We start from the raw sequence: 19,799 nt of genomic DNA, 5'->3' as shown, positions 1-19,799 counted from the left end.
ACTATCATTAATAAATTCATACTTTAATAGACATGTTCAAACTGAAGGGGTATTTAAATCGGTTGAACCTTATAGAGAGGGCGGTAATTATGATGACTACAGCAGAACAAATTCCATTCCAATTGATTTTAAATAGTGGTAACGCACGAAGCTTTGCGATGGAGGCACTTCAATTTGCCAAACAGGGGAAAATGGTAGAAGCAGATGAAGCGATGGTAAAGGCGAAAGAAGCGATTAATGAAGCGCATCATTTCCAAACAGAGCTCATACAATCAGAAGCAAGAGGAGAAAAAACAGAGGTTAGTGTTCTTTTAATTCACGCACAAGATCATTTAATGAATGCGATTACAGTGAAAGAATTAGCAGCAGAGTTTATCGATCTTTATAAAAAGCTTGAAGCGAAAGGGGAATAAAGCATGACTGGAATTAAAATTGCTACAATCGGCGGTGGATCTAGTTATACACCAGAGTTAATTGAAGGATTTATTAAGCGTTATGATGAGCTTCCTGTTCGTGAAATTTGGTTAGTAGATATTGAGGCAGGAAAAGAAAAGTTAGAAATCGTTGGTAACTTAGCGAAACGTATGGTGAAAAAATCAGGTTTACCAATTGAGGTTCATTTAACACTTGATCGCCGTGAGGCATTAAAAGATGCTAACTTCGTAACAACACAACTTCGCGTTGGTTTATTAGAAGCACGTGCAAAAGATGAAGCAATACCGTTAAAATATGATGTAATCGGTCAGGAAACAAATGGTCCTGGTGGTTTATTTAAAGCGTTGAGAACGATTCCTGTTATTTTAGATATTTGTAAAGATATGGAGGAGCTCTGTCCGAATGCATGGTTAATTAACTTTGCAAATCCAGCTGGTATGGTAACAGAGGCTGTCCTTCGTTATACAAATATTCAAAGAGTAGTTGGTCTATGTAACGTTCCAATCGGAATCCGCATGGGTCTTGCAAGATTACTTGAAGTAGATGCAAGTCGTGTCCACGTTGATTTCGCAGGTTTAAATCATATGGTATACGGACTAGATGTATACTTAGATGGCGTAAGTGTAATGGATCGTGTGTTAGAGCTTGTGACAGATCCAGAAAAGCAAATTACGATGGAAAATATCGCAGCGCTTAACTGGGAACCAGACTTTATTCGCGGACTTCGTGCAATTCCATGTCCATACCATCGTTACTACTACAAAACACGTGAAATGTTAGAAGAAGAGAAAGAGGCTTCTGTTGAAAAAGGTACACGTGCAGAAGTAGTAAAACAATTAGAAAATGATTTATTTGAGTTATATAAAGACCCGAACTTAGATATTAAACCACCACAATTAGAAAAACGTGGCGGAGCTTATTATAGTGATGCAGCATGTAGCTTAATTACGTCTATTTACAATAATAAAGGTGATATCCAGCCTGTTAATACACGAAACAACGGAACAATTGCAAGCTTACCACATGATTCAGCTGTTGAAGTGAACTGTATTATTACGAAAGAAGGCCCAAAACCAATTGCAGTTGGAGATCTTCCAGTACCAGTTCGCGGTTTAGTACAACAAATTAAATCATTCGAGCGCACAACAATTGAAGCTGCTGTTACAGGGGATTATCATAAGGCGCTGCTTGCTATGACAATCAATCCACTTGTACCATCAGATAAAGTTGCAAAACAAATTTTAGATGAAATGTTGGAAGCACATAAAGAGTATCTTCCACAGTTCTTTAAAAAGGTAGAGAAGTAAAAGCGGCGCTATTTAGCCCGCTTTTTTTATTCTATTAGGAGGTATTATGATGATTAAGTTAATTGTAAATGCAGATGATTTCGGTCTTACAGAAGGTACAAATTACGGCATTATTGATGGGCATATAAATGGACTTGTAAATTCAACGACGATGATGATGAATATGCCAGGAACAGAGCATGCGGTACGCTTAGCGAAAGAGTATAACCTACTCGGAGTAGGCGTACATCTCGTATTAACAGCAGGGGAGCCACTTCTTGGAGACGTACCATCACTTGTAGGTAGCGACGGATCGTTTCATAAACAAAGTGTTGTAAGGGAAGGGAATATAAATCCAGAAGAAGTTGAGAGAGAGTGGACTGCTCAAATTGAGAAATTCCTATCTTACGGATTAACACCAACTCATTTAGATAGTCATCATCATGTACACGGATTACCGATCTTACACGATGTTCTTGAGAGATTAGCAGCTAAATATAATGTTCCAATTCGTCGTTGTGGGGAAGATAGAGCGGTGCATCCATTTTCTGATGTATTTTACAGTGACTTTTATGCGGATGGTGTGACGGAAGATTACTTTATGAAGTTAAAAGAAAGAGTACAAGGTGAACAAACGGTAGAAATTATGGTTCATCCAGCTTATATTGATCCAGAGCTTGTGAAGCGTTCTTCTTACGTAATGGATCGTGTGAAGGAATTGCGTATTTTAACAGAGAGTGAGTTGCCTGAAGGGATAGAACTTGTGAAGTTTTAATAGAAAAACGACGGCTACATCATGCCGTCGTTTTTTATTTACAAAATGGATAGAATATATCCGCCAAAAGCTCCAAGTATAACGATAACCCAAGGCGGTGCTTTCCAAAAAGCTAGTAAGCAAAAAAGAAGCGAAGCGAAAACGAAATCTGAAGCATTTATAATTGTACTCGTCCAAATGGGATCGTAAAAAGCGGCAATTAAAATACCAACAACTGCGGCGTTAACACCAAGTAGTGCGCCTTGTATGAATGATATTTTTCTCACATTGTTCCAAAATGGTAAAACACCAATAACGAGTAAGAAAGCAGGGAGGAAAATCGCAATTGTTGCGATTATTGCCCCAAGCGTCCCGTTTAACACTGCTCCTATATAAGAGGCGAATGTAAATAGTGGTCCTGGTACTGCTTGTGTTAATCCGTATCCAGCTAGGAACTGTTCTTTCGTCATCATTCCGTTTTGTACGAACTCACCTTCAAGAAGGGGCAGCACGACGTGTCCTCCTCCAAATACAAGTGCGCCAGAGCGATAGAAACTGTCAAATAAAGCGATGTAATAAGAGAACGGTCTTAATATTGGTAGCAGTAGTAATAGTCCAAAGAATAAGACGAGACAAGAAACTGCTATCTTTTTTGAAATAGGTACTCTTATATTTTGAGATTGGCTAATTGGTTGGTTGCGATATAAAAACCAACCGATAAAGCCACATATTATAATGAGGATCACTTGCGTCCAGCTACTTGGCCATAATAAGGCGATTGCGGCAGTTACAATCGCAATCGTCGCACGGTTGCGATCTGGAGTTAACTTTTGCGCCATTCCCCATATGGCGTGAGCGACAATAGCGACTGCTACAAGTTTTAGTCCATGAATCCAGCCAGCACTCCCAAGATCGAACTGATTAAGGAATGAGGCGAAGAAAACTAAAACAAGGACAGACGGTAAAGTGAATCCAATCCATGAAATAATAGCTCCTAAAAGCCCGCCCCGTAATAATCCAACCCCCATACCGACTTGACTGCTGGCAGGACCGGGAAGGAATTGACATAGTGCTACTAAATCTCCATAGCTTCGTTCATCCATCCATTTTCTTTTTTGCACGTATTCGTGGTGGAAATAACCAAGATGAGCGACAGGACCGCCGAATGAAGTAAGTCCTAATTTAAATGAGACGAGAAAAATCTCTAATAATGTGTGAAAGGTGTATTTGTTTTTTTTCAAAATAACCTCCTAGAATGTTTTTGCTATGTGCATTATACAAGAAGTGGTAAAGCAAAAGGAACAAATCTAATGTAAAGATTTTGTGAATCTTTTCTTTGTAATTAAAATTGAAAAAGTCATAAATGATTATGTCTAAACCATAAAGTAGTAGAAGTAGTGCTGGGAAATTTATATAAGGAGAATGCCTTATGACAACACATTTCTTTGCCAGGTTAACAGGTAAGAGGGAAGTGCCTCCTGTAAATACAGAAGCTTTTGGGGTAGCAGAGTTTATTTTTAGTGATGATTTAACGAAATTGCATTACAGAGTAATACTAAAAAATATAGAAAAGGTTACATCGTGTCAAATTCATTTAGGGAAGTCTACTCAAATTGGTCCTGTTGTTTTATATTTGTATGGTCCACTGGAGCAAGGGATTAGCTTGAACGAGGGAAGTATTACTGGTGTAGTGAATGTAGAGGATTTTGAGGGACCTTTACAAGGGAAATCATTCGTACATTTACTTCAAGAAATTATTCAAGCAAATGTATATGTTAATGTCCATACGAAATCACAAAAAAGAGGAGAAATAAGAGGGCGAGTTAGAAAAGTAAAGAAATAGAGGAAAAGGCTGTCCATATGTTGGAACAGCCTTTTCTCATTATATAAGGTGCTAGTTTTAGCAATTATTGTCGGTAAATCGATATATTTTGAAAATCGCTGATATAATCTGAGTTACGCCGATATATTTTGAAAATCGCTGATATAATCTGAGTTGCGCCGATATATTTTGAAAATCGCTGATATAATCTGAGTTGCGCCGATATATTTTGAAAATCGCTGATATAATCTGAGTTACGCCGATATATTTTGAAAATCGCTGATATAATCTGAGTTGCGCCGATATATTTCAATAATCGCTGATATAACTCACGTTACGGTCGATATTTTTAAAAACGGCCTCGATTAATTTTTCACAGGCTGATTTTTAATAAAGAAGTCCATAACATAAAATACTTCGTCATCAGGTATTTGTATTTCAAATGTATTTTCAATTGGTTGCAACGCTTTTTTTACTTTCATATACATCCAGTACTCATCTTGTCTTCTTTTCTCTTTATCAGGGTGAGGAAGAAGGCTTTCTCCTTTTTGAAGACGGTCAACCATACAGCTCATATGCAGAATAACACCCATTAAGCTATCAGGAGTTAGCTGTAAGGAAATTAATTCCTGAATTGTATTTAATGCGTAACGAATTGTTTTGATAAGTAATGCTCCATCGTTACGCTGCATTTGTTGTTCAAGAATATCCGCCATTTTTGCATATGTTTCTTCATACGTAATTAATTCTTGAATTGGCTGAATCGCTGTGTAGTTTACGATGTCTTGGAAATGATATGTTAAGCATGGTACTTGCACATCGAAATTCGTGACAATACAAATGATGTTACGCTCTTTTTTTATGTTCTCAATCATTTTCGTTAAATCTTTTTCATGGACGATACTAATTGGTATAATTTCAATTAAGTCTTTATCAAATCGTAAATAGTTCTCTAACATTTTTTGAATAGCTAAAGCACTTCCTTCACCAGTTAAGCAAGCTGTTAAAATAACAGATTTCATTGGAGAGAGAGGTTTTTTCTTTTCTTCTTGTACGTTTAAGTAAAATGGTGTTAAATTTTTTACTGTTTCATACAGCGCATCTAATGAATAACCGAGCTGAGCTTTTCGAGCTGCTTCTAGTGCGTGTGGTGTGCTCGTCATCGAGAGAACACGTACAGGGATTTTAAACTCCGTTTCTAATATGTCACCGATATAAGCAAGTGACCCCATATCGACAAGTAAGAGAAGCCCATTTACATTTTGTAGTGTTTTCATATACACTTTCACACGTTCCAAGAAATCTTTCGGTGATTCGTGTAACGGCATATCAATACCGGTTACTTCCTCAATGCCGAGAAGTTCGTTTGCGACGTTTGCCATTTCAGTTGCGATGCCATTACCGTGTGCTAATATTAATACTTTTACTTCTGTTTGTGAGGCAGGAATTGGATCAACAACGAAGAACATTGTTAAAAAGCCAGCTTCATCAATAGGCATTGTTATTTGTAATTCTTCCTCCAGTAGTTGAATGCATTGCATAGCTACGGAAAAAGCTTCTTTATATTTCGTACGAATTTGATTTAATTGTGGGTGATGTATTTGTTTTCCGCTTTGTAAACGTTGTAGAGTTGTCTGTACATGTAAACTTAAAGCGAGAAATACTTTTTCATCAAACGTCTTAGATAAATGCTTTTCAGCAAGTTCCGCTATTTTTTCACATACGGAAACGATATTACGATCCACAATTTTAAAAACATTTTCATGGCTTGTTTTTTTTGATATTTGGTTAAAATATTGTACGAAAAAGCTTTGAACATCATTTTCTATTAGTAATTCTAATTCTTCCTCTTCAATACCACGTGCTTGAAGTTCTTCGTATTTATAATCAATATAATCGTAAATAGAAGAGCGTTTTTCATCTTCTGTTTTATGATTACTCCAACCTTCCTCACCTGTAAATACAAATGTTTCATTTGGTATTTGGTATAAGTGACGGCTCTTCCTTTCAATGAACAACCCTTCTTTCATATACCAAGGTAAATCTGTACTTGAAACATAGACAGAATCACGTTTCTTTGTGACCAAATCAGAATAGGCTTTCGCACAGGCAATTTGAACATCTGTTTTTAATTGACCAATGTTATTGGGACAATTGTAAAAGACGAAAGCACGCATTGCATTTGGGCTAACGTGAATGTCTTTTCGCAGACGAATTGCTTCATTTGTGAAAAATAGCTGTAGTAAAGCAAAGCGCTCTTTATGTGTACGCTCACGAAGTGGTGGCAGCGTAACAGTCATTGGTATACGTCTTGTAAATGTTTTTAATAAAAATGAATTTGGTTCTTCTGTTGTTGCAGTAATGATTAATACTTGTGCTTTACGTTCGTTCTCTGTTTCTCCAAGGCGGCGGTATACTCCGCGGTCAATAAAGGTGAAAAGCATTTCTTGTCCCTCTGGAGGCAGGCGATGTACTTCATCTAAGAAAAGAATTCCTTCATGTGCTTTTTCAATTAACCCTTTTTGATCACTTGCTCCTGTATAAGCTCCTTTTTTAATCCCAAATAATTGCCCGAGTAGTAACTGTGGATTATTTGCATAATCAGCACAGTTAAATACGATAAATGGTGCATCTTTGGGAAGCTGTTCAACTTCAATTGCATATTCGTGCATTAAAGAAGCAAACATAGACTTTCCGACCCCTGTTTCTCCTAGTAGTAAAGTATGCATACCGTTTGGAGGATAGAGAATAGAAGCTTTCGCTTTTTCAATTGCAATTTTAAGGCTCGTATTTTCAATTGCAAATGTATCTAATGAAGTTATGTCTTTTGAATGCGTTTCCAACGAAGTGTTCGTTTCTATGTAAAAACGAACAGGTCGCGTATTTGTTTTTAATAAACGTTTATCTTTTACAAGTTTGTTTAAATCGCTACTTACATTGGCGCGATCTAGTTGCAGAAATGTAGCGAGTTCTGATGCGGTTACACCTTCTGTATAATTGCCTTTTTGTATTGCGTTAAAAATGAGATCTATTCGTTTCATTTCTATTCACCTCGAAACTTCATCACTATTTAAAATTTTACACAAAAATGGGAAGGGTGGGAAGAGAAAAATAAAACAGCTTTAGCACATAGGCACTAAAGCTGTTACAATCTTGTGTCTTTCCAAAAATTCACCTTGAGATGAGAAGAAGGATTATAGGGAAGAAGTTTGTATCCTTGTGACTGTAAATAATCAATTACTTTTGGCAGTATTTGTACGGTTACACTCGAATCATGCATTAAAATGACTTCGACTTGTTCATCACTTTGATTACGTACTCTTTCGAGTATGGCAGAAGGATTGTCATAGCTTTTCCAGTCGTATGTATCGATCGTCCAATCCCACATTTTATACTGGGCCGATACAAGTGCGTCACGGTAATTCTTTTTTAAGTAAGGCATACTACCATATGGAACGCGAACGAGATGTGTATTTAATTTCGTAACTTGCTGGACAATACTTTGTGTTTGTTCCATTTCTCCAATTAAAGTGGAAGGGTCACCAGTGTAAAGGCGTTTTACATCATGTGACATGCTATGGAGCCCGATATAATGTCCTTCTTTAATTAATCGTTGCATCGTTTTTCTGTAATGCGGCACTTTTCCGCCAATAACAAAGAAAGTTGCTTTTCCGTTCTTTTCTTTTAAGATGTTTAAAATTTGTGTAGTGTATTTGTTTGGCCCGTCATCAAATGTTAAGTACGCAATTTTTTGTGTAGGAGAAGTTGTTTCAGTATTTGGATGATATTCAGCAGGAATAACAGTTGTTGCTTCAGTATTAGATGATACGTACATAGTAATCGTTAAAAATAAAATAATACATTGAAATACTCGCTTGATCATAACATTCACCCTCAGTTTGACAATCAAGATGTAAAAAAGAAAACTTGATACTTTTCTTATTATGTATATCTTTCTCCAATAGAGGAACTCTCAAACAATCTATATTTTGGAAATATAAAATGAGAATAAAAAATAGCATCCTCTTATAAGAAAGAGGATGCTATTTGAATATTTCATAATTGAAAAGGCTATACTACAATTAGTCTTCGCGTTTTTTCACTTTTTTATAAAAGGAAATGATTGGTTTGTAGCGTTCATGTACAAGCCCGATTATTTCAGCGATGATTTCTGTGAAGAAAATCAAAGCGAAAAGAAGAATAATGGATAACCATAACGTTGCACTAGTGAAAATAATGGCATTTACACTAAAGAAAATACCGAATGCGTATATAATTAGTACCGTTTTGCGATGAGAGAATCCCATTGCAAGTAAGCGGTGATGTAAATGCGATTTATCTGGTGCTGAAATAGGTTTTTTATTTACGATACGACGGATGATTGCAAATATCGTATCAAATATAGGTACACCTAAAATGATAATTGGAACGATAAAACTGAATAACGTTACACTTTTGTATAATCCAAGTAACGATATAACAGAAATACAGTATCCTAAAAATAGTGCTCCTGTATCTCCCATGAAAATTTTTGCTGGATGGAAGTTGTAGAATAAAAATCCAATTGTACTTGCTAATATAATTAATGCAAGTGGCAAGATAATAGCTGTTCCAGTACCCCATGGGCTAGTGAAGGCCATATATGCTAGCGTTGCAAGTACGATAGATGAAATCCCAGCAGATAATCCATCTAAGCCGTCAATTAAGTTGATTGCATTCGTAATACCTACAAGCCAAAATACTGTAATTGGATAAGCAAGCCATCCAAGTTCAGTATCCCCAAGGAATGGGATATATAATACTTGCACTAATAATCCACTTTTTACAATCATAATGGCAACTAACAGTTGTCCACCGAATTTTACTCTCGCAGATAACTCGTACATATCATCTAAAATTCCGATGATTACAATGATAATCGCACCTAGCGTTATCGATAACATTCTTTGTTCATATAAGCCGCCGACAACAAATCCTACTGCTACACCAATAAATATTGCCAACCCGCCAAGACGTGGCATAATCTTTTGGTGCACTTTACGTGCGTTTGGCTTATCTGTCGCTCCTATTTTAAAAGCTAATTTAATAACTAAAGGAGTAACGACGAGTACAGTGATGAAAGATGCCAAAATGGCATAAATCACTTGTGAGTCCATTAATACCCCACCCTTTATAGTCTAACGTAATTTTTTTTGAAAATATATTTATCTGAAAATTATGATGTTTATTTACAGGCTCATAACATATGGTATCACAAAAAGATTAGAATTCAATCTTTTTTTCTTTTTACGGTTAATGGAAGCAGATAGAATATATGACAATTGTATATAGAATGTTGAATCATATAAGAAGGTTAATCGTACTGGGCTTTGGAATGTAACATTTCCTCTTTTTCTTCAATAGTGAATACTTTTATTTCAGTATTATAAGTGTTGCACGTAGAAATGAGTAAGTTTCGTGTTAAAATGTGGGAATTTATCACGCGTGAACTGGCAGCCGGATTCTCACTGATTAAGTTTTACTTTATAGTGCATTTAATTTTACAAAAACTTCAAAAAAAATAAGGGAAGTAATTCATATAATGAAGAAGGAAAAGGGTTTTCTCATTTTTAATATGAGAGGGGGAAGCACAGGAAGAGTTCTATATTTCATATCTTTTCTATTGTAAATTCCTGTGCGAAAAGGAAATGAAAATTACGATAGTAGGTACTGGATATGTTGGATTGATTACAGGAGTAGGATTGGCAAAATTAGGGCATTCAGTTACATGTTTTGATATAGATGATGAAAAAATTGAACGGATAAAACAAGGGGATTTACCTATTTATGAGGCCAGATTACATGAATTAATAAATTATGCATATGAGAATAATGCTTTAACTTTTACATCGAATAAAGAAGAGGCATTTGATGATGTAGAGTTTATATTTATTGCAGTTGGAACACCACCGTTATTAGATGGGACGGCAGATTTAACGTATATTCAGAGTGCTTGTAACGATATTGGATTATATGCGACGAACGATATTATTGTTGTTACGAAAAGTACAGTTCCAGTAGGCACAAATGATGTAATGAAGGGATGGATTGAGGAGAAGTTAAAAGAGAGGCATACAGTACATATCGTATCGAATCCAGAGTTTTTGCGTGAGGGTTCAGGTATTTATGATTTCTTTCATGGAGATCGTATTGTAATTGGAGCGGATAGTAAGGAAGTAGCAAGAAGAGTAGAGAGTTTGTATAGTGAATTATGTTTAGAAACGTATGTTACAGATATTAAAAGTGCGGAGATGATTAAATACGCGTCGAACGCCTTTTTAGCTACAAAGATTAGTTTCATTAATGAAATTTCAAATATATGTGAGAAGGTAGGCGCGAATGTATTGGATGTTGCCAAAGGGATGGGAATGGATAAGAGAATCGGTGCATCTTTTTTAAATGCGGGCATTGGCTACGGAGGGTCGTGTTTTCCGAAAGATACGAAAGCACTGGTACAAATTGCGGGAAATGTTGCTCATGATTTTCGTTTGTTAAAAGCAGTTATTGAAGTAAATAATAAGCAACAGCTGCTATTGATTGAAAAAGCGAAAAAAGTTATGAACATGAATAAAAAGCGAATTGCAGTTCTTGGCGCATCCTTTAAACCGAATACGGATGATATTAGAGAGGCATCATCTCTTATTATAATAGAAGCATTAATTAATATAGGTGCAGATATTGTTCTTTATGACCCAAAAGCAATTCAATATGTAAAGAATATATTTGGAGATGCTATACAATATAGTAGATGTATAGATGAATCGATTAGAGATGCGAGTGCGGTTTTTATCGTAACAGAATGGGGAGATATTCAAACTTATCCGTTAGAAAAGTACGTACAACTTATGAGGGAGCCTATTTTATTTGATGGGAGAAATTGTTATACTGATGAAGATGTTAAGAAACAAAAGATAGATTATTACTCGGTGGGAAGAAAAAGTATTTGTAATAGAAAAGTTTCTGTTATGCGTTAAAAAGGGATGTACTCATGCATATTTTTATATGTCATAATAGAAGCTGTAATTAGTGAAAGAAAAGAGGCAATCACATGACTGAACGTTTAAAAGTAATGACAATTTTCGGGACACGTCCAGAAGCAATTAAAATGGCACCTCTTGTATTAGAGTTGCAAAAACACCCAGAAAAAATTGAATCGATTGTGACTGTAACAGCACAACATCGCCAAATGTTAGATCAAGTATTAAGTATCTTTGGAATTACGCCAGATTTCGATTTAAATATTATGAAAGACCGCCAAACTTTAATTGATGTTACAACGCGTGGTTTAGAAGGTTTGGATAAAGTAATGAAAGAAGCGAAGCCGGATATTGTACTTGTACATGGTGATACAACAACAACATTTATTGCAAGTTTAGCTGCTTTTTATAATCAAATTCCAGTAGGGCATGTTGAGGCGGGCCTTCGTACGTGGGATAAGTATTCTCCATACCCAGAAGAGATGAATCGTCAATTAACAGGTGTAATGGCGGATCTCCATTTCTCACCGACAGCAAAATCAGCAACGAACTTACAGAAGGAAAATAAAGATGAGTCACGTATTTTCATCACAGGAAATACAGCGATTGACGCGCTACAAACGACTGTAAAAGAAACATATAGTCATCCTGTACTAGAGAAACTTGGGAATGATCGTCTTGTACTTATGACAGCTCACCGCCGTGAAAACTTAGGTGAACCGATGCGTAATATGTTCCGTGCAATTAAGCGTCTTGTTGACAAACATGAAGATGTACAAGTTGTGTACCCTGTTCATATGAACCCTGTTGTTCGTGAAATAGCAAATGAAATTTTAGGTGAACATAACCGTATTCATTTAATTGAGCCGCTAGATGTAATTGATTTCCACAATGTTGCAGCTCGTTCATACTTAATGTTAACGGATTCTGGTGGTGTACAAGAAGAAGCTCCATCACTTGGTGTACCAGTTCTTGTTCTTCGTGATACAACAGAGCGCCCTGAAGGTATTGAAGCAGGTACGCTGAAATTAGCAGGAACAGACGAAGAGACAATCTTTGGTCTTGCTGATGAGCTGTTATCAGATAAAGAAGCTCATGATAAGATGGCGAAAGCATCTAACCCTTACGGTGATGGTCGTGCATCAGAGCGTATTGTAGAAGCGATTTTACAGCACTTTAATAAGTAAATAAAAAAGGCCCAATCGGATAGATTGGGCCTTTTTGTTACGGCTGATTGCGCATAATCCACTCTGCATGAGCATTTGTAGAAGGTGGCGGATCAGTTGGTGTTTTATTTTGGTTTGTTGCTTTTTTTGTTTGTTCGTTAGAATTAGAACTTGAATTTGAATCAGGATTTGAGTTGTTTTTTGTAGTTGGGTTTTTTGCTTTTTCTCCTAATTCTTTTTCAATTTCGTTACGCACCGTTTCTACACTGATTGGATCTGGAAGGAAGTAATAAATACCGCCTATCTTTTTGTCTTCGCCTTCAAGCTTTAACGTTTGCATTGTAGAAGGATCAAATCCAGAAAGTTTATTGTAAAGAGCAAGTCCGTCTGAAATAGGAATGTCGGTTTTTATATATTTTCCAACGACAGCTGTTAAATCTTTAATTTTAAATACAGTAGAGGTGGAGTTTAGTTTATGAGCAACAGCGGCCAGTAATTGTCTTTGTCTAGCAGCTCGACCATAATCGCCATTTGGATCTTGCTTTCGCATACGGACGTAAGCAAGTGCTTCTTCACCGTTTAAGTTTTGCTGTCCTTGCTTAAATTGAATTTTTTTGTAGTAATCCACGTCAGAGCGCTCCCAGAAATCGAAGGGTACGTCAACGGTAACGCCGCCAACAGCATCAACGATACCTTTAAAGCCTTGGAAATCAATTTTAATATAATGGTCTACAGGAACTTTTAGAAAACCTTCTACAGTTTTGATTGCCATTTCCTCTCCACCGTAAGCATGGGCGGCATTAATTTTGTCTTCTTTTCCCTTTCCAACAATCGGAACGCGGCTATCACGAGGAATGCTCATAAGCGAAATCTTTTTAGTTTTCGGATTGACTGTTGCAAACATTAATGAGTCTGTACGACCATTTTGACCATCTGTCGCATAATCTTCTATACCCATAATGAGAATTGTAAAAGGTTCTTTTGTAATTTCTACATCTTCGTTTCTTAAATCCGATTTTTCACGAGTAAAACCACTATATATCCCCATAAGAGAAGAGTAAGAATTTAACACATAAACTCCTATACTGCCAAATAAAAATGCGAAAATAAGGAAGAAGAAAAGTTTCCTTCTTCGCTTCTTTTTTATTCTGCTATTTTGGAGATGATAATAACGTTCTTCCATATATAATCTCCTTAGTTCGTTAGTTCATTTGTAGGGAAGTAATTCACTACATTAATCTTTGAAGGGGATAAATGGGTTATGCTTAGATAACATCTTGTTCTAAGTACAACATATCTCCTTCTGTAATTGTACATTTCCCGTTTGTTAATTCAATCATCCAATCTGTAAATGCTTGTTTGCCATCTTCTTCTACATACGTATCAAATGTGACATTTTCTAGATAATGTATATCTTTAATGGCATATTTTGAATTGCGTAATTCATTTTCCACTTTGCCAAGTAATGTGTAATCAATCTCGGTTTGCATCACACGCATTAGTTTTCGCTGGACAACACCGACATGATTAATGCCTTCGCTTGTACACTTTCCATATGCACGAATTAATCCACCTGCGCCAAGTTTAATGCCACCAAAATAGCGTGTTACGACAACAACGGTATCTTTTAGTCCACGTTTTTTAAGTACCTCTAGCATTGGTACGCCAGCTGTACCGCTAGGCTCGCCGTCATCATTTGCTTTTTGAATATGATCTTGTTCGCCAATTAAATAAGCGGAACAATTATGTGTTGCATTCCAATGTTGTTTTTTTATTTTTTGTATAAATTCTTGAGCCTCTTCCTCAGTCGTTGCTCGGCTAATATAACAAATAAATCTTGATTTTTGAATGACGATTTCGTGTTCGCCGTAGTCTTTGATTGTAAAATATTGTAATAGCACTTGTGTACGCCCCTATCTATCAAAATGACTAGTACTTTCCATTTTAAAAGCGAGCCTTTTTATATTCAAACATTTTTTCTAAATATGCTGAAGTTTTTGGTGAGTATTTTATCTTTTTGTTGTAATTTGTCGAGATGGTAGGTATAATTTCAACCGGCATTTTCATGTATGGATGCACCATTTGTAGTTTTCGTGTAAAATTAGGAAATAAAACTTTTTATAAGGCAGGTACGAAAATGAAAATAGCTATTGTTACTGATAGTACGGCATATATACCGAAGCAAATTCGTGATGAACTCAATATATATATGATTCCATTAAACGTTGTGTTTGGAACAGAATCTTATCAAGAAGAAGCTGAAATTTCAGCAGATGATTTTTATGTGAAAGTACGTGAACAAGAGGAACTTCCAAAAACTTCTCAACCAGCAATCGGAAAGTTTGTTGAGCTATATGAAGAACTAGCTAAAGATTATGATGCAGTTATTAGTATTCACCTATCAAGTGGAATTAGTGGTACATATCAAACATCAACGACAGCTGGACAGATGGTAGAGGGTATTGATGTATACACGTATGACTCTGAAATTAGTTGTGAAGTACAAGGATTTTATGTGCGTGAAGGTGCAAAGTTAGCAAGTGAAGGAAAGAACCCGAAAGAGATTATCGCTCGTTTTGATGAAATGAAGAAAACGATGGACGCCTATTTTGTAGTTGATGATTTACATCATTTACAACGTGGTGGTCGATTAAATAGCGCGCAAGCTTTCATCGGCAGTCTGTTACAAGTGAAGCCAGTTTTATATTTTAGAGATAAAATCATTATTCCGTTTGAAAAGATTCGTACACGTAAAAAAGCATTAAAACGTATCATTGAAATTTTTGATGAGCAAGCAAGTAAAGGTGTACCTATGGAAGCAGTTATCATTCATGCGCAACGTGAAGAAGAAGCGAATGAATGGAAGAAAGAATTAGAAACAAAATATCCTCACGTCACAATTCGTACAGGTTATTTTGGAGCTGTAATTGGTACGCACTTAGGTGAAGGTGCACTAGGTCTTGGATGGTATACGAAGTAATAAAGATATAAAAAGCTCTCTTTTTAAGAGGGTTTTTTTACGGGTATGTTACGTTTAGTTGACAAGTTAATATTTGGAAATGGTAAAATGTACGTAAAATAAAATAACGAGGAAAGTTTTATAACTTACTTTTTACAAGAAACTATATTATAATAGAAGAGAGGTGAAACATATGGAGCATAATTCTTGTTTATGTCCAAAGTTTGAGTCAGCTTTTACTCTGCTTAGTAAGAAGTGGACTGGCTTAATTATTAAATCTTTGCTTGAAGAGTCGAAACGTTTTAGAGAAATCGCAGATATTATCCCAAATATGAGCGATCGTATGTTGTCAGAGCGTTTAAAGGAATTGGAAAGCGAGGGCATTGTAGTTCGTAATGTCTATCCAGAAGTACCAGTTCGAATCGAGTATGGCTTAACTGACAAGGGAAAAGCGTTAGAAAGTGTTATGGATGAGGTCCAAAATTGGGCTGAGAAATGGATGAAGTAGCATTTCATCTGTATTCGTATATTTAATAAAACGTAAGGAATTCCTTACGTTTTTTCTTTGTTTATAGAAGTGAGAAAAGTATATAAATTTCTACACATACATACAAAAATATACGCATTTTGCGCTAGAGCTACATATAATATTACATTTGTTTTACAAAAACGTAACATTAGCAAAAAAAATCCCGAATTATGGTATAAATTTTATAGGTTATATACGGAAAAAGAAAAAAGAAAGCGGTGTAAAAAATAAAATGAAAAAGCTAAAAATGGCATCTTGTGCATTAGTTGCAGGATTAATGTTTTCTGGGCTAACACCAAATGTATTTGCAGAAGATAAAATTTCTGATGTGAAATCACAAATTAACACGCAAAATGACACTTTACATAAACAACAACAAGAACGTGATGAATTACAAAAACAAATGAATGACTTAAACAAAACAATTCAAGGTTTAGATAAATCTGTTCAAGAGAATGCTGCAAAGCTTGATGAAACAATGAAAAAAGTTGCTGATACTGAGCAATTAATTGAAAAGAAAAATAAAGATATTGCAGAATTACAAACAAAGATTGCAAAACGTGAAGAGTTATTAAGAAAGCGTTTAGTTGCACTTCAAGAACAACCAAATACGAACGTTGTAACAGAAGTTCTTGTAAACTCTAAAAACGTTGCAGATTTAGTTGATCGTTTAACTTCTGTTTCTAAAATTCTTGAGTCTGATGAAGATATCATGAAAACACAACAAGAAGACCAAGCTAGTGTAAAAAAAGATGTTGCAACGGTAAAAGAAAAACAAAAAGAATTAAAAGAAGCACAAGCTCAAATTGAAACTGCTAAGAAAGAACTTGACGCTGAAAAAGAGAAAAAAGCAACAGCGGTAAACGATTTAAGCGGTAAAATGGATACAGTTGTAACTTCAATGACAAGTACGGAAGGTCAATTGAAAGAGCTTGAGAAACAAGCATTACAATTACAACGTATTGCCGAAGAAGAAGCACAAGCAAAAGCTGCACAAGAAGCTGCTGCTCAAAAACAAGCAGAGCAAGCTGCTAAAGCTGCGCAAGCTCAACCAGCACAAGCACCTGCAGAGCAAGCTGCACCAGCAAACAATGGTGGACAAGCTCAAAAAGAAGAGCCTAAAAAAGAAGCACCTAAAAAGGAAGAGCCTAAGAAAGAAGAGCCTAAAAAAGAAGCACCTAAACAAGAAGAGAAAAAACCAGCTCCAAATGTGGGTGGCGTAATTGGTAAAGCGCAAAGCTACTTAGGTTTACCATATGTTTGGGGAAGTGCATCTCCATCAAACGGTGGTTTTGACTGTAGTGGATTCATTTCTTACATCTTTGGTGTAGGTCGTCAAGACGTTAGGGGTTACTGGAACTCAGTTTCTAAAGTAGATAGCCCACAACCAGGAGACTTAGTATTCTTCCAAGGTACTTATAAAGCAGGTCCATCTCACATCGGTATTTACGTTGGTAATGGCCAAATGATCCATGCTAGCGATAAAGGAATTGCGTACGGTGATATTAACAGTTCGTATAACAAAAAACATTTCTTAGGATACGGTCGATTCTAGGATTTATAAAAGAATAAAACATGTGTATAAAGTCGATAGCTTACTATTTTATAAGTAGGTTATCGGCTTTTTTAAGTTTTTACGAGATGATGAGAAAGGTTTATAGTAGTGCTGGAGGTGATTGTTGATGCTAGCGGGGAAACAGTTGCTATTAGAAGAACTTTCTTCAGATTTACAGAGGGAATTAAACGATTTGAAAAAGAAGGGAGAGATCGTATGTGTACAAGGTGTAAAAAAGAAGAATTCTAAATATATGTGCCAACGCTGCGGAAATGTAGATCGGCGGCTATTTGCGTCGTTTTTATGTAAAAGGTGCAGTAAAGTGTGCGCATATTGCCGGAAGTGTATAACGATGGGGAGAGTAAGTGAATGTGCTGTACTTGTTCGCGGGATTGCTGAAAGAAAGAGAGAAAAGAATTCAAATTTGTTACAGTGGAACGGGACGTTGTCTACTGGCCAGAATTTGGCGGCGCAAGGGGTTATAGAGGCTATTAAGCAAAAAGAATCATTTTTTATTTGGGCTGTATGCGGGGCTGGGAAAACAGAGATGTTGTTTTACGGAATTAACGAAGCGCTTCAAAAAGGAGAAAGAGTTTGTATCGCAACGCCGAGAACGGATGTTGTTCTGGAATTAGCACCGAGATTGCAAGAAGTATTTCCATATATAAAGGTAGCGGCTTTATATGGAGGGAGTGTGGATAAAGAAAAAGATGCAGTACTAGTCGTTGCGACTACGCATCAATTATTACGTTATTATAGGGCGTTTCATGTCATGGTTGTAGATGAGATAGATGCTTTTCCATATTGTGCAGATCAAATGTTACAGTACGCGGTAAAACAAGCGATGAAAGAAAAAGCGGCGCGTATTTATTTAACTGCGACTCCAGATGAAACGTGGAAGCGAAAACTTAAACAAGGTAAACAAAAAGGTGTTATTGTTTCTGGGCGATATCATCGTCATCCTTTGCCAGTTCCTTTATTTTGTTGGTGCGGGAATTGGAAAAAAAACCTCATTCATAAAAGAATTCCTCGAGTTTTACTACAGTGGTTACAAACATACTTAAATAAAAAATTCCCTATTTTTTTATTCGTCCCCCATGTGCGATATATAGAAGAAATAAGCTTGTTGTTAAAACCATTAAACAATCGAATTGAAGGTGTATATGCAGAAGATCCAGGGAGAAAAGAAAAAGTAGCGGCTTTCAGAAAGGGCGAAATCCCATTATTAGTTACAACGACAATTTTAGAGCGAGGCGTAACGGTGAAAAATTTGCAAGTTGCAGTTTTAGGGGCGGAAGAAGAAATATTTTCAGAAAGTGCGCTCGTACAAATCGCGGGCCGAGCAGGGCGGAGCTTTGAAGCACCGTATGGAGAAGTCATTTATTTTCACTATGGCAAGACAGAGGCGATGGTGCGCGCGAAAAAACATATTCAAGGTATGAATAAAAATGCGAAAGAACAAGGATTGATCGATTAATGCATTGTTTACTTTGTGATGAGTGTTTTGTAGAAAAGATTAGTTGGTACACTTTTTTTGTAAAGTGTCATAGAAAATATATATGTGATAGATGTGAGCAGAAACTTTCCTATATTATAGGAAAAATTTGCATGGAATGTGGGCGGCCTTTAGAATTTGTTCCTGCCTCATTTCAAGAAGACGGTATTTGTATAGATTGTATAAGGTGGATGAAAGAGGAGGAGTATCGTTCTTTTAAAAACCGTTCGTTATATATGTATGATGATGAGATGAAAGAAATAGTAGCGCAGTTTAAGTTTCGGGGGGATGCAGAGTTAGTGCACATTTTTTATCGTCCTTTTCGAAATTTATTTCAAAAGCATTTTGCCAATGTTTCAACTGTTATCGCTGTTCCGCTTAGTAAGGGAAGGGAAATTGAACGTGGTTTTAATCAAGCTGAGTTATTAGCAACTTGTTTGCCTGTCAAAATTTCTTATCCATCATTAAGAAGAAGGGAAACAGAAAAGCAAAGTAAGAAGACACGTAAAGAAAGGGTGTCAGGAAGCAATCCTTTTTATTTTCAGGGAGAAGAGATGTTTTCTGGGCAACATATTTTACTCGTTGATGACGTGTATACGACAGGGATTACAGTTAGGCAAATCGGAAGTTTGTTATATGAAAGAGGGGCAAGAGAAGTATCTAGTTTGACACTTTGTAGAAGTTAATATGGCAGTGTCGAAAGGGATAATAAAAAGGCGATAAGTCTTCTTTGACTTCATATGTTGTCATTCGTTATAGTCAAAATATGGGGCGAATGCCCT

General features: G+C 36.2%; 17 protein-coding genes. 11 read left to right on the top strand and 6 right to left on the bottom strand.

Features of this window, described 5'->3' with window-relative positions; all coding sequences use genetic code 11:
• Positions 1-89: 89 nt before the first annotated feature.
• Genes ACTFR8_RS21360 through chbG form a run of 3 tightly spaced genes read left to right on the top strand, consistent with a single transcriptional unit; the run spans position 90 to position 2,496 of the window.
• Complete coding sequence (locus tag ACTFR8_RS21360) at positions 90-413, top strand: PTS lactose/cellobiose transporter subunit IIA (RefSeq protein WP_000989059.1); 324 nt, start codon at positions 90-92, stop codon at positions 411-413.
• A 3-nt stretch (positions 414-416) separates the two neighbouring features.
• Complete coding sequence (gene celF / locus ACTFR8_RS21355) at positions 417-1,742, top strand: 6-phospho-beta-glucosidase (RefSeq protein WP_097918901.1); 1,326 nt, start codon at positions 417-419, stop codon at positions 1,740-1,742.
• A 49-nt stretch (positions 1,743-1,791) separates the two neighbouring features.
• Complete coding sequence (gene chbG, locus ACTFR8_RS21350) at positions 1,792-2,496, top strand: chitin disaccharide deacetylase (protein ID WP_000593487.1); 705 nt, start codon at positions 1,792-1,794, stop codon at positions 2,494-2,496.
• A gap of 38 nt (positions 2,497-2,534) precedes the next feature.
• Here the strand turns inward: chbG and ACTFR8_RS21345 are convergent, their stop codons facing one another.
• Entirely contained in the window at positions 2,535-3,716 is a 1,182-nt protein-coding gene (locus ACTFR8_RS21345) for a chromate transporter (RefSeq protein WP_100619744.1), read from the bottom strand.
• 188 nt (positions 3,717-3,904) lie between these two features.
• Here ACTFR8_RS21345 and exsM point away from each other — a divergent pair, with 188 nt between their 5' ends.
• Positions 3,905-4,318: an exosporium regulatory protein ExsM gene (gene exsM, locus ACTFR8_RS21340; protein WP_000207046.1), complete on the top strand. Its 414-nt coding sequence runs from the start codon at positions 3,905-3,907 to the stop codon at positions 4,316-4,318.
• Positions 4,319-4,662: 344 nt separating this feature from the next.
• Here the strand turns inward: exsM and ACTFR8_RS21335 are convergent, their stop codons facing one another.
• The 3 genes from ACTFR8_RS21335 to ACTFR8_RS21325 form a co-directional block, all read right to left on the bottom strand.
• Positions 4,663-7,338 carry a PRD domain-containing protein gene (locus ACTFR8_RS21335; RefSeq protein ID WP_000820967.1) on the bottom strand — a complete coding sequence of 892 codons (2,676 nt, stop codon included), beginning with the start codon at positions 7,336-7,338 and terminating at the stop codon, positions 4,663-4,665.
• Between the two features lie 104 nt (positions 7,339-7,442).
• Entirely contained in the window at positions 7,443-8,180 is a 738-nt protein-coding gene (locus ACTFR8_RS21330) for a polysaccharide deacetylase family protein (RefSeq protein WP_000597151.1), read from the bottom strand.
• A gap of 199 nt (positions 8,181-8,379) precedes the next feature.
• Positions 8,380-9,453, bottom strand: a complete 1,074-nt coding sequence (locus tag ACTFR8_RS21325; protein ID WP_000378319.1) for a glycosyltransferase family 4 protein — start codon at positions 9,451-9,453, stop codon at positions 8,380-8,382.
• A 531-nt stretch (positions 9,454-9,984) separates the two neighbouring features.
• On the opposite strand from ACTFR8_RS21325, the gene ACTFR8_RS21320 reads away from it, so the two are divergent.
• Both ACTFR8_RS21320 and wecB read left to right on the top strand, forming a co-directional pair.
• On the top strand, positions 9,985-11,310 hold the full coding sequence (locus ACTFR8_RS21320) for a UDP-glucose dehydrogenase family protein (RefSeq protein WP_000704915.1): 1,326 nt from the start codon (positions 9,985-9,987) through the stop codon (positions 11,308-11,310).
• Positions 11,311-11,384: 74 nt separating this feature from the next.
• Positions 11,385-12,500: a non-hydrolyzing UDP-N-acetylglucosamine 2-epimerase gene (gene wecB / locus ACTFR8_RS21315; protein ID WP_000140145.1), complete on the top strand. Its 1,116-nt coding sequence runs from the start codon at positions 11,385-11,387 to the stop codon at positions 12,498-12,500.
• A 37-nt stretch (positions 12,501-12,537) separates the two neighbouring features.
• Here wecB and ACTFR8_RS21310 read toward each other — a convergent pair whose 3' ends face one another.
• Positions 12,538-13,662: an LCP family protein gene (locus ACTFR8_RS21310; protein WP_000392784.1), complete on the bottom strand. Its 1,125-nt coding sequence runs from the start codon at positions 13,660-13,662 to the stop codon at positions 12,538-12,540.
• A gap of 82 nt (positions 13,663-13,744) precedes the next feature.
• On the bottom strand, positions 13,745-14,380 hold the full coding sequence (locus ACTFR8_RS21305) for a YigZ family protein (RefSeq protein ID WP_000926665.1): 636 nt from the start codon (positions 14,378-14,380) through the stop codon (positions 13,745-13,747).
• A gap of 236 nt (positions 14,381-14,616) precedes the next feature.
• On the opposite strand from ACTFR8_RS21305, the gene ACTFR8_RS21300 reads away from it, so the two are divergent.
• The 5 genes from ACTFR8_RS21300 (at position 14,617) to ACTFR8_RS21280 (ending at position 19,703) form a co-directional block, all read left to right on the top strand.
• Complete coding sequence (locus tag ACTFR8_RS21300; RefSeq protein WP_002097936.1) at positions 14,617-15,459, top strand: DegV family protein; 843 nt, start codon at positions 14,617-14,619, stop codon at positions 15,457-15,459.
• A 172-nt stretch (positions 15,460-15,631) separates the two neighbouring features.
• Positions 15,632-15,946: a winged helix-turn-helix transcriptional regulator gene (locus tag ACTFR8_RS21295; RefSeq protein ID WP_000400857.1), complete on the top strand. Its 315-nt coding sequence runs from the start codon at positions 15,632-15,634 to the stop codon at positions 15,944-15,946.
• A gap of 148 nt (positions 15,947-16,094) precedes the next feature.
• On the top strand, positions 16,095-17,522 hold the full coding sequence (locus tag ACTFR8_RS21290) for a C40 family peptidase (protein WP_000499468.1): 1,428 nt from the start codon (positions 16,095-16,097) through the stop codon (positions 17,520-17,522).
• A gap of 127 nt (positions 17,523-17,649) precedes the next feature.
• Positions 17,650-18,999: an ATP-dependent helicase ComFA gene (gene comFA, locus ACTFR8_RS21285; RefSeq protein WP_047387211.1), complete on the top strand. Its 1,350-nt coding sequence runs from the start codon at positions 17,650-17,652 to the stop codon at positions 18,997-18,999.
• Positions 18,999-19,703, top strand: a complete 705-nt coding sequence (locus ACTFR8_RS21280) for a ComF family protein (RefSeq protein WP_074595201.1) — start codon at positions 18,999-19,001, stop codon at positions 19,701-19,703. The genes comFA and ACTFR8_RS21280 overlap by 1 nt, the downstream gene beginning before the upstream one ends.
• Positions 19,704-19,799: the final 96 nt, after the last annotated feature.

Origin of the sequence: Bacillus cereus group sp. MYBK15-3 (assembly GCF_051916765.1) — a bacterium.
Classification (GTDB): domain Bacteria; phylum Bacillota; class Bacilli; order Bacillales; family Bacillaceae_G; genus Bacillus_A; species Bacillus_A cereus.
This window is presented reverse-complemented; position numbering and strand designations above follow the sequence as displayed.

Excerpts from the sequence above, each read along its gene's own strand:
- ACTFR8_RS21360 (WP_000989059.1), top strand. The coding sequence starts at position 90 with ATGATGACTACAGCAGAACAAATTCCATTCCAATTGATTTTAAATAGT.
- celF (WP_097918901.1), top strand. The coding sequence starts at position 417 with ATGACTGGAATTAAAATTGCTACAATCGGCGGTGGATCTAGTTATACA.
- chbG (WP_000593487.1), top strand. The coding sequence starts at position 1,792 with ATGATTAAGTTAATTGTAAATGCAGATGATTTCGGTCTTACAGAAGGT.
- exsM (WP_000207046.1), top strand. The coding sequence starts at position 3,905 with ATGACAACACATTTCTTTGCCAGGTTAACAGGTAAGAGGGAAGTGCCT.
- ACTFR8_RS21335 (WP_000820967.1), bottom strand. The coding sequence starts at position 7,338 with ATGAAACGAATAGATCTCATTTTTAACGCAATACAAAAAGGCAATTAT.
- ACTFR8_RS21330 (WP_000597151.1), bottom strand. The coding sequence starts at position 8,180 with ATGATCAAGCGAGTATTTCAATGTATTATTTTATTTTTAACGATTACT.
- ACTFR8_RS21325 (WP_000378319.1), bottom strand. The coding sequence starts at position 9,453 with ATGGACTCACAAGTGATTTATGCCATTTTGGCATCTTTCATCACTGTA.
- ACTFR8_RS21320 (WP_000704915.1), top strand. The coding sequence starts at position 9,985 with ATGAAAATTACGATAGTAGGTACTGGATATGTTGGATTGATTACAGGA.
- wecB (WP_000140145.1), top strand. The coding sequence starts at position 11,385 with ATGACTGAACGTTTAAAAGTAATGACAATTTTCGGGACACGTCCAGAA.
- ACTFR8_RS21310 (WP_000392784.1), bottom strand. The coding sequence starts at position 13,662 with ATGGAAGAACGTTATTATCATCTCCAAAATAGCAGAATAAAAAAGAAG.
- ACTFR8_RS21300 (WP_002097936.1), top strand. The coding sequence starts at position 14,617 with ATGAAAATAGCTATTGTTACTGATAGTACGGCATATATACCGAAGCAA.
- ACTFR8_RS21295 (WP_000400857.1), top strand. The coding sequence starts at position 15,632 with ATGGAGCATAATTCTTGTTTATGTCCAAAGTTTGAGTCAGCTTTTACT.
- comFA (WP_047387211.1), top strand. The coding sequence starts at position 17,650 with ATGCTAGCGGGGAAACAGTTGCTATTAGAAGAACTTTCTTCAGATTTA.
- ACTFR8_RS21280 (WP_074595201.1), top strand. The coding sequence starts at position 18,999 with ATGCATTGTTTACTTTGTGATGAGTGTTTTGTAGAAAAGATTAGTTGG.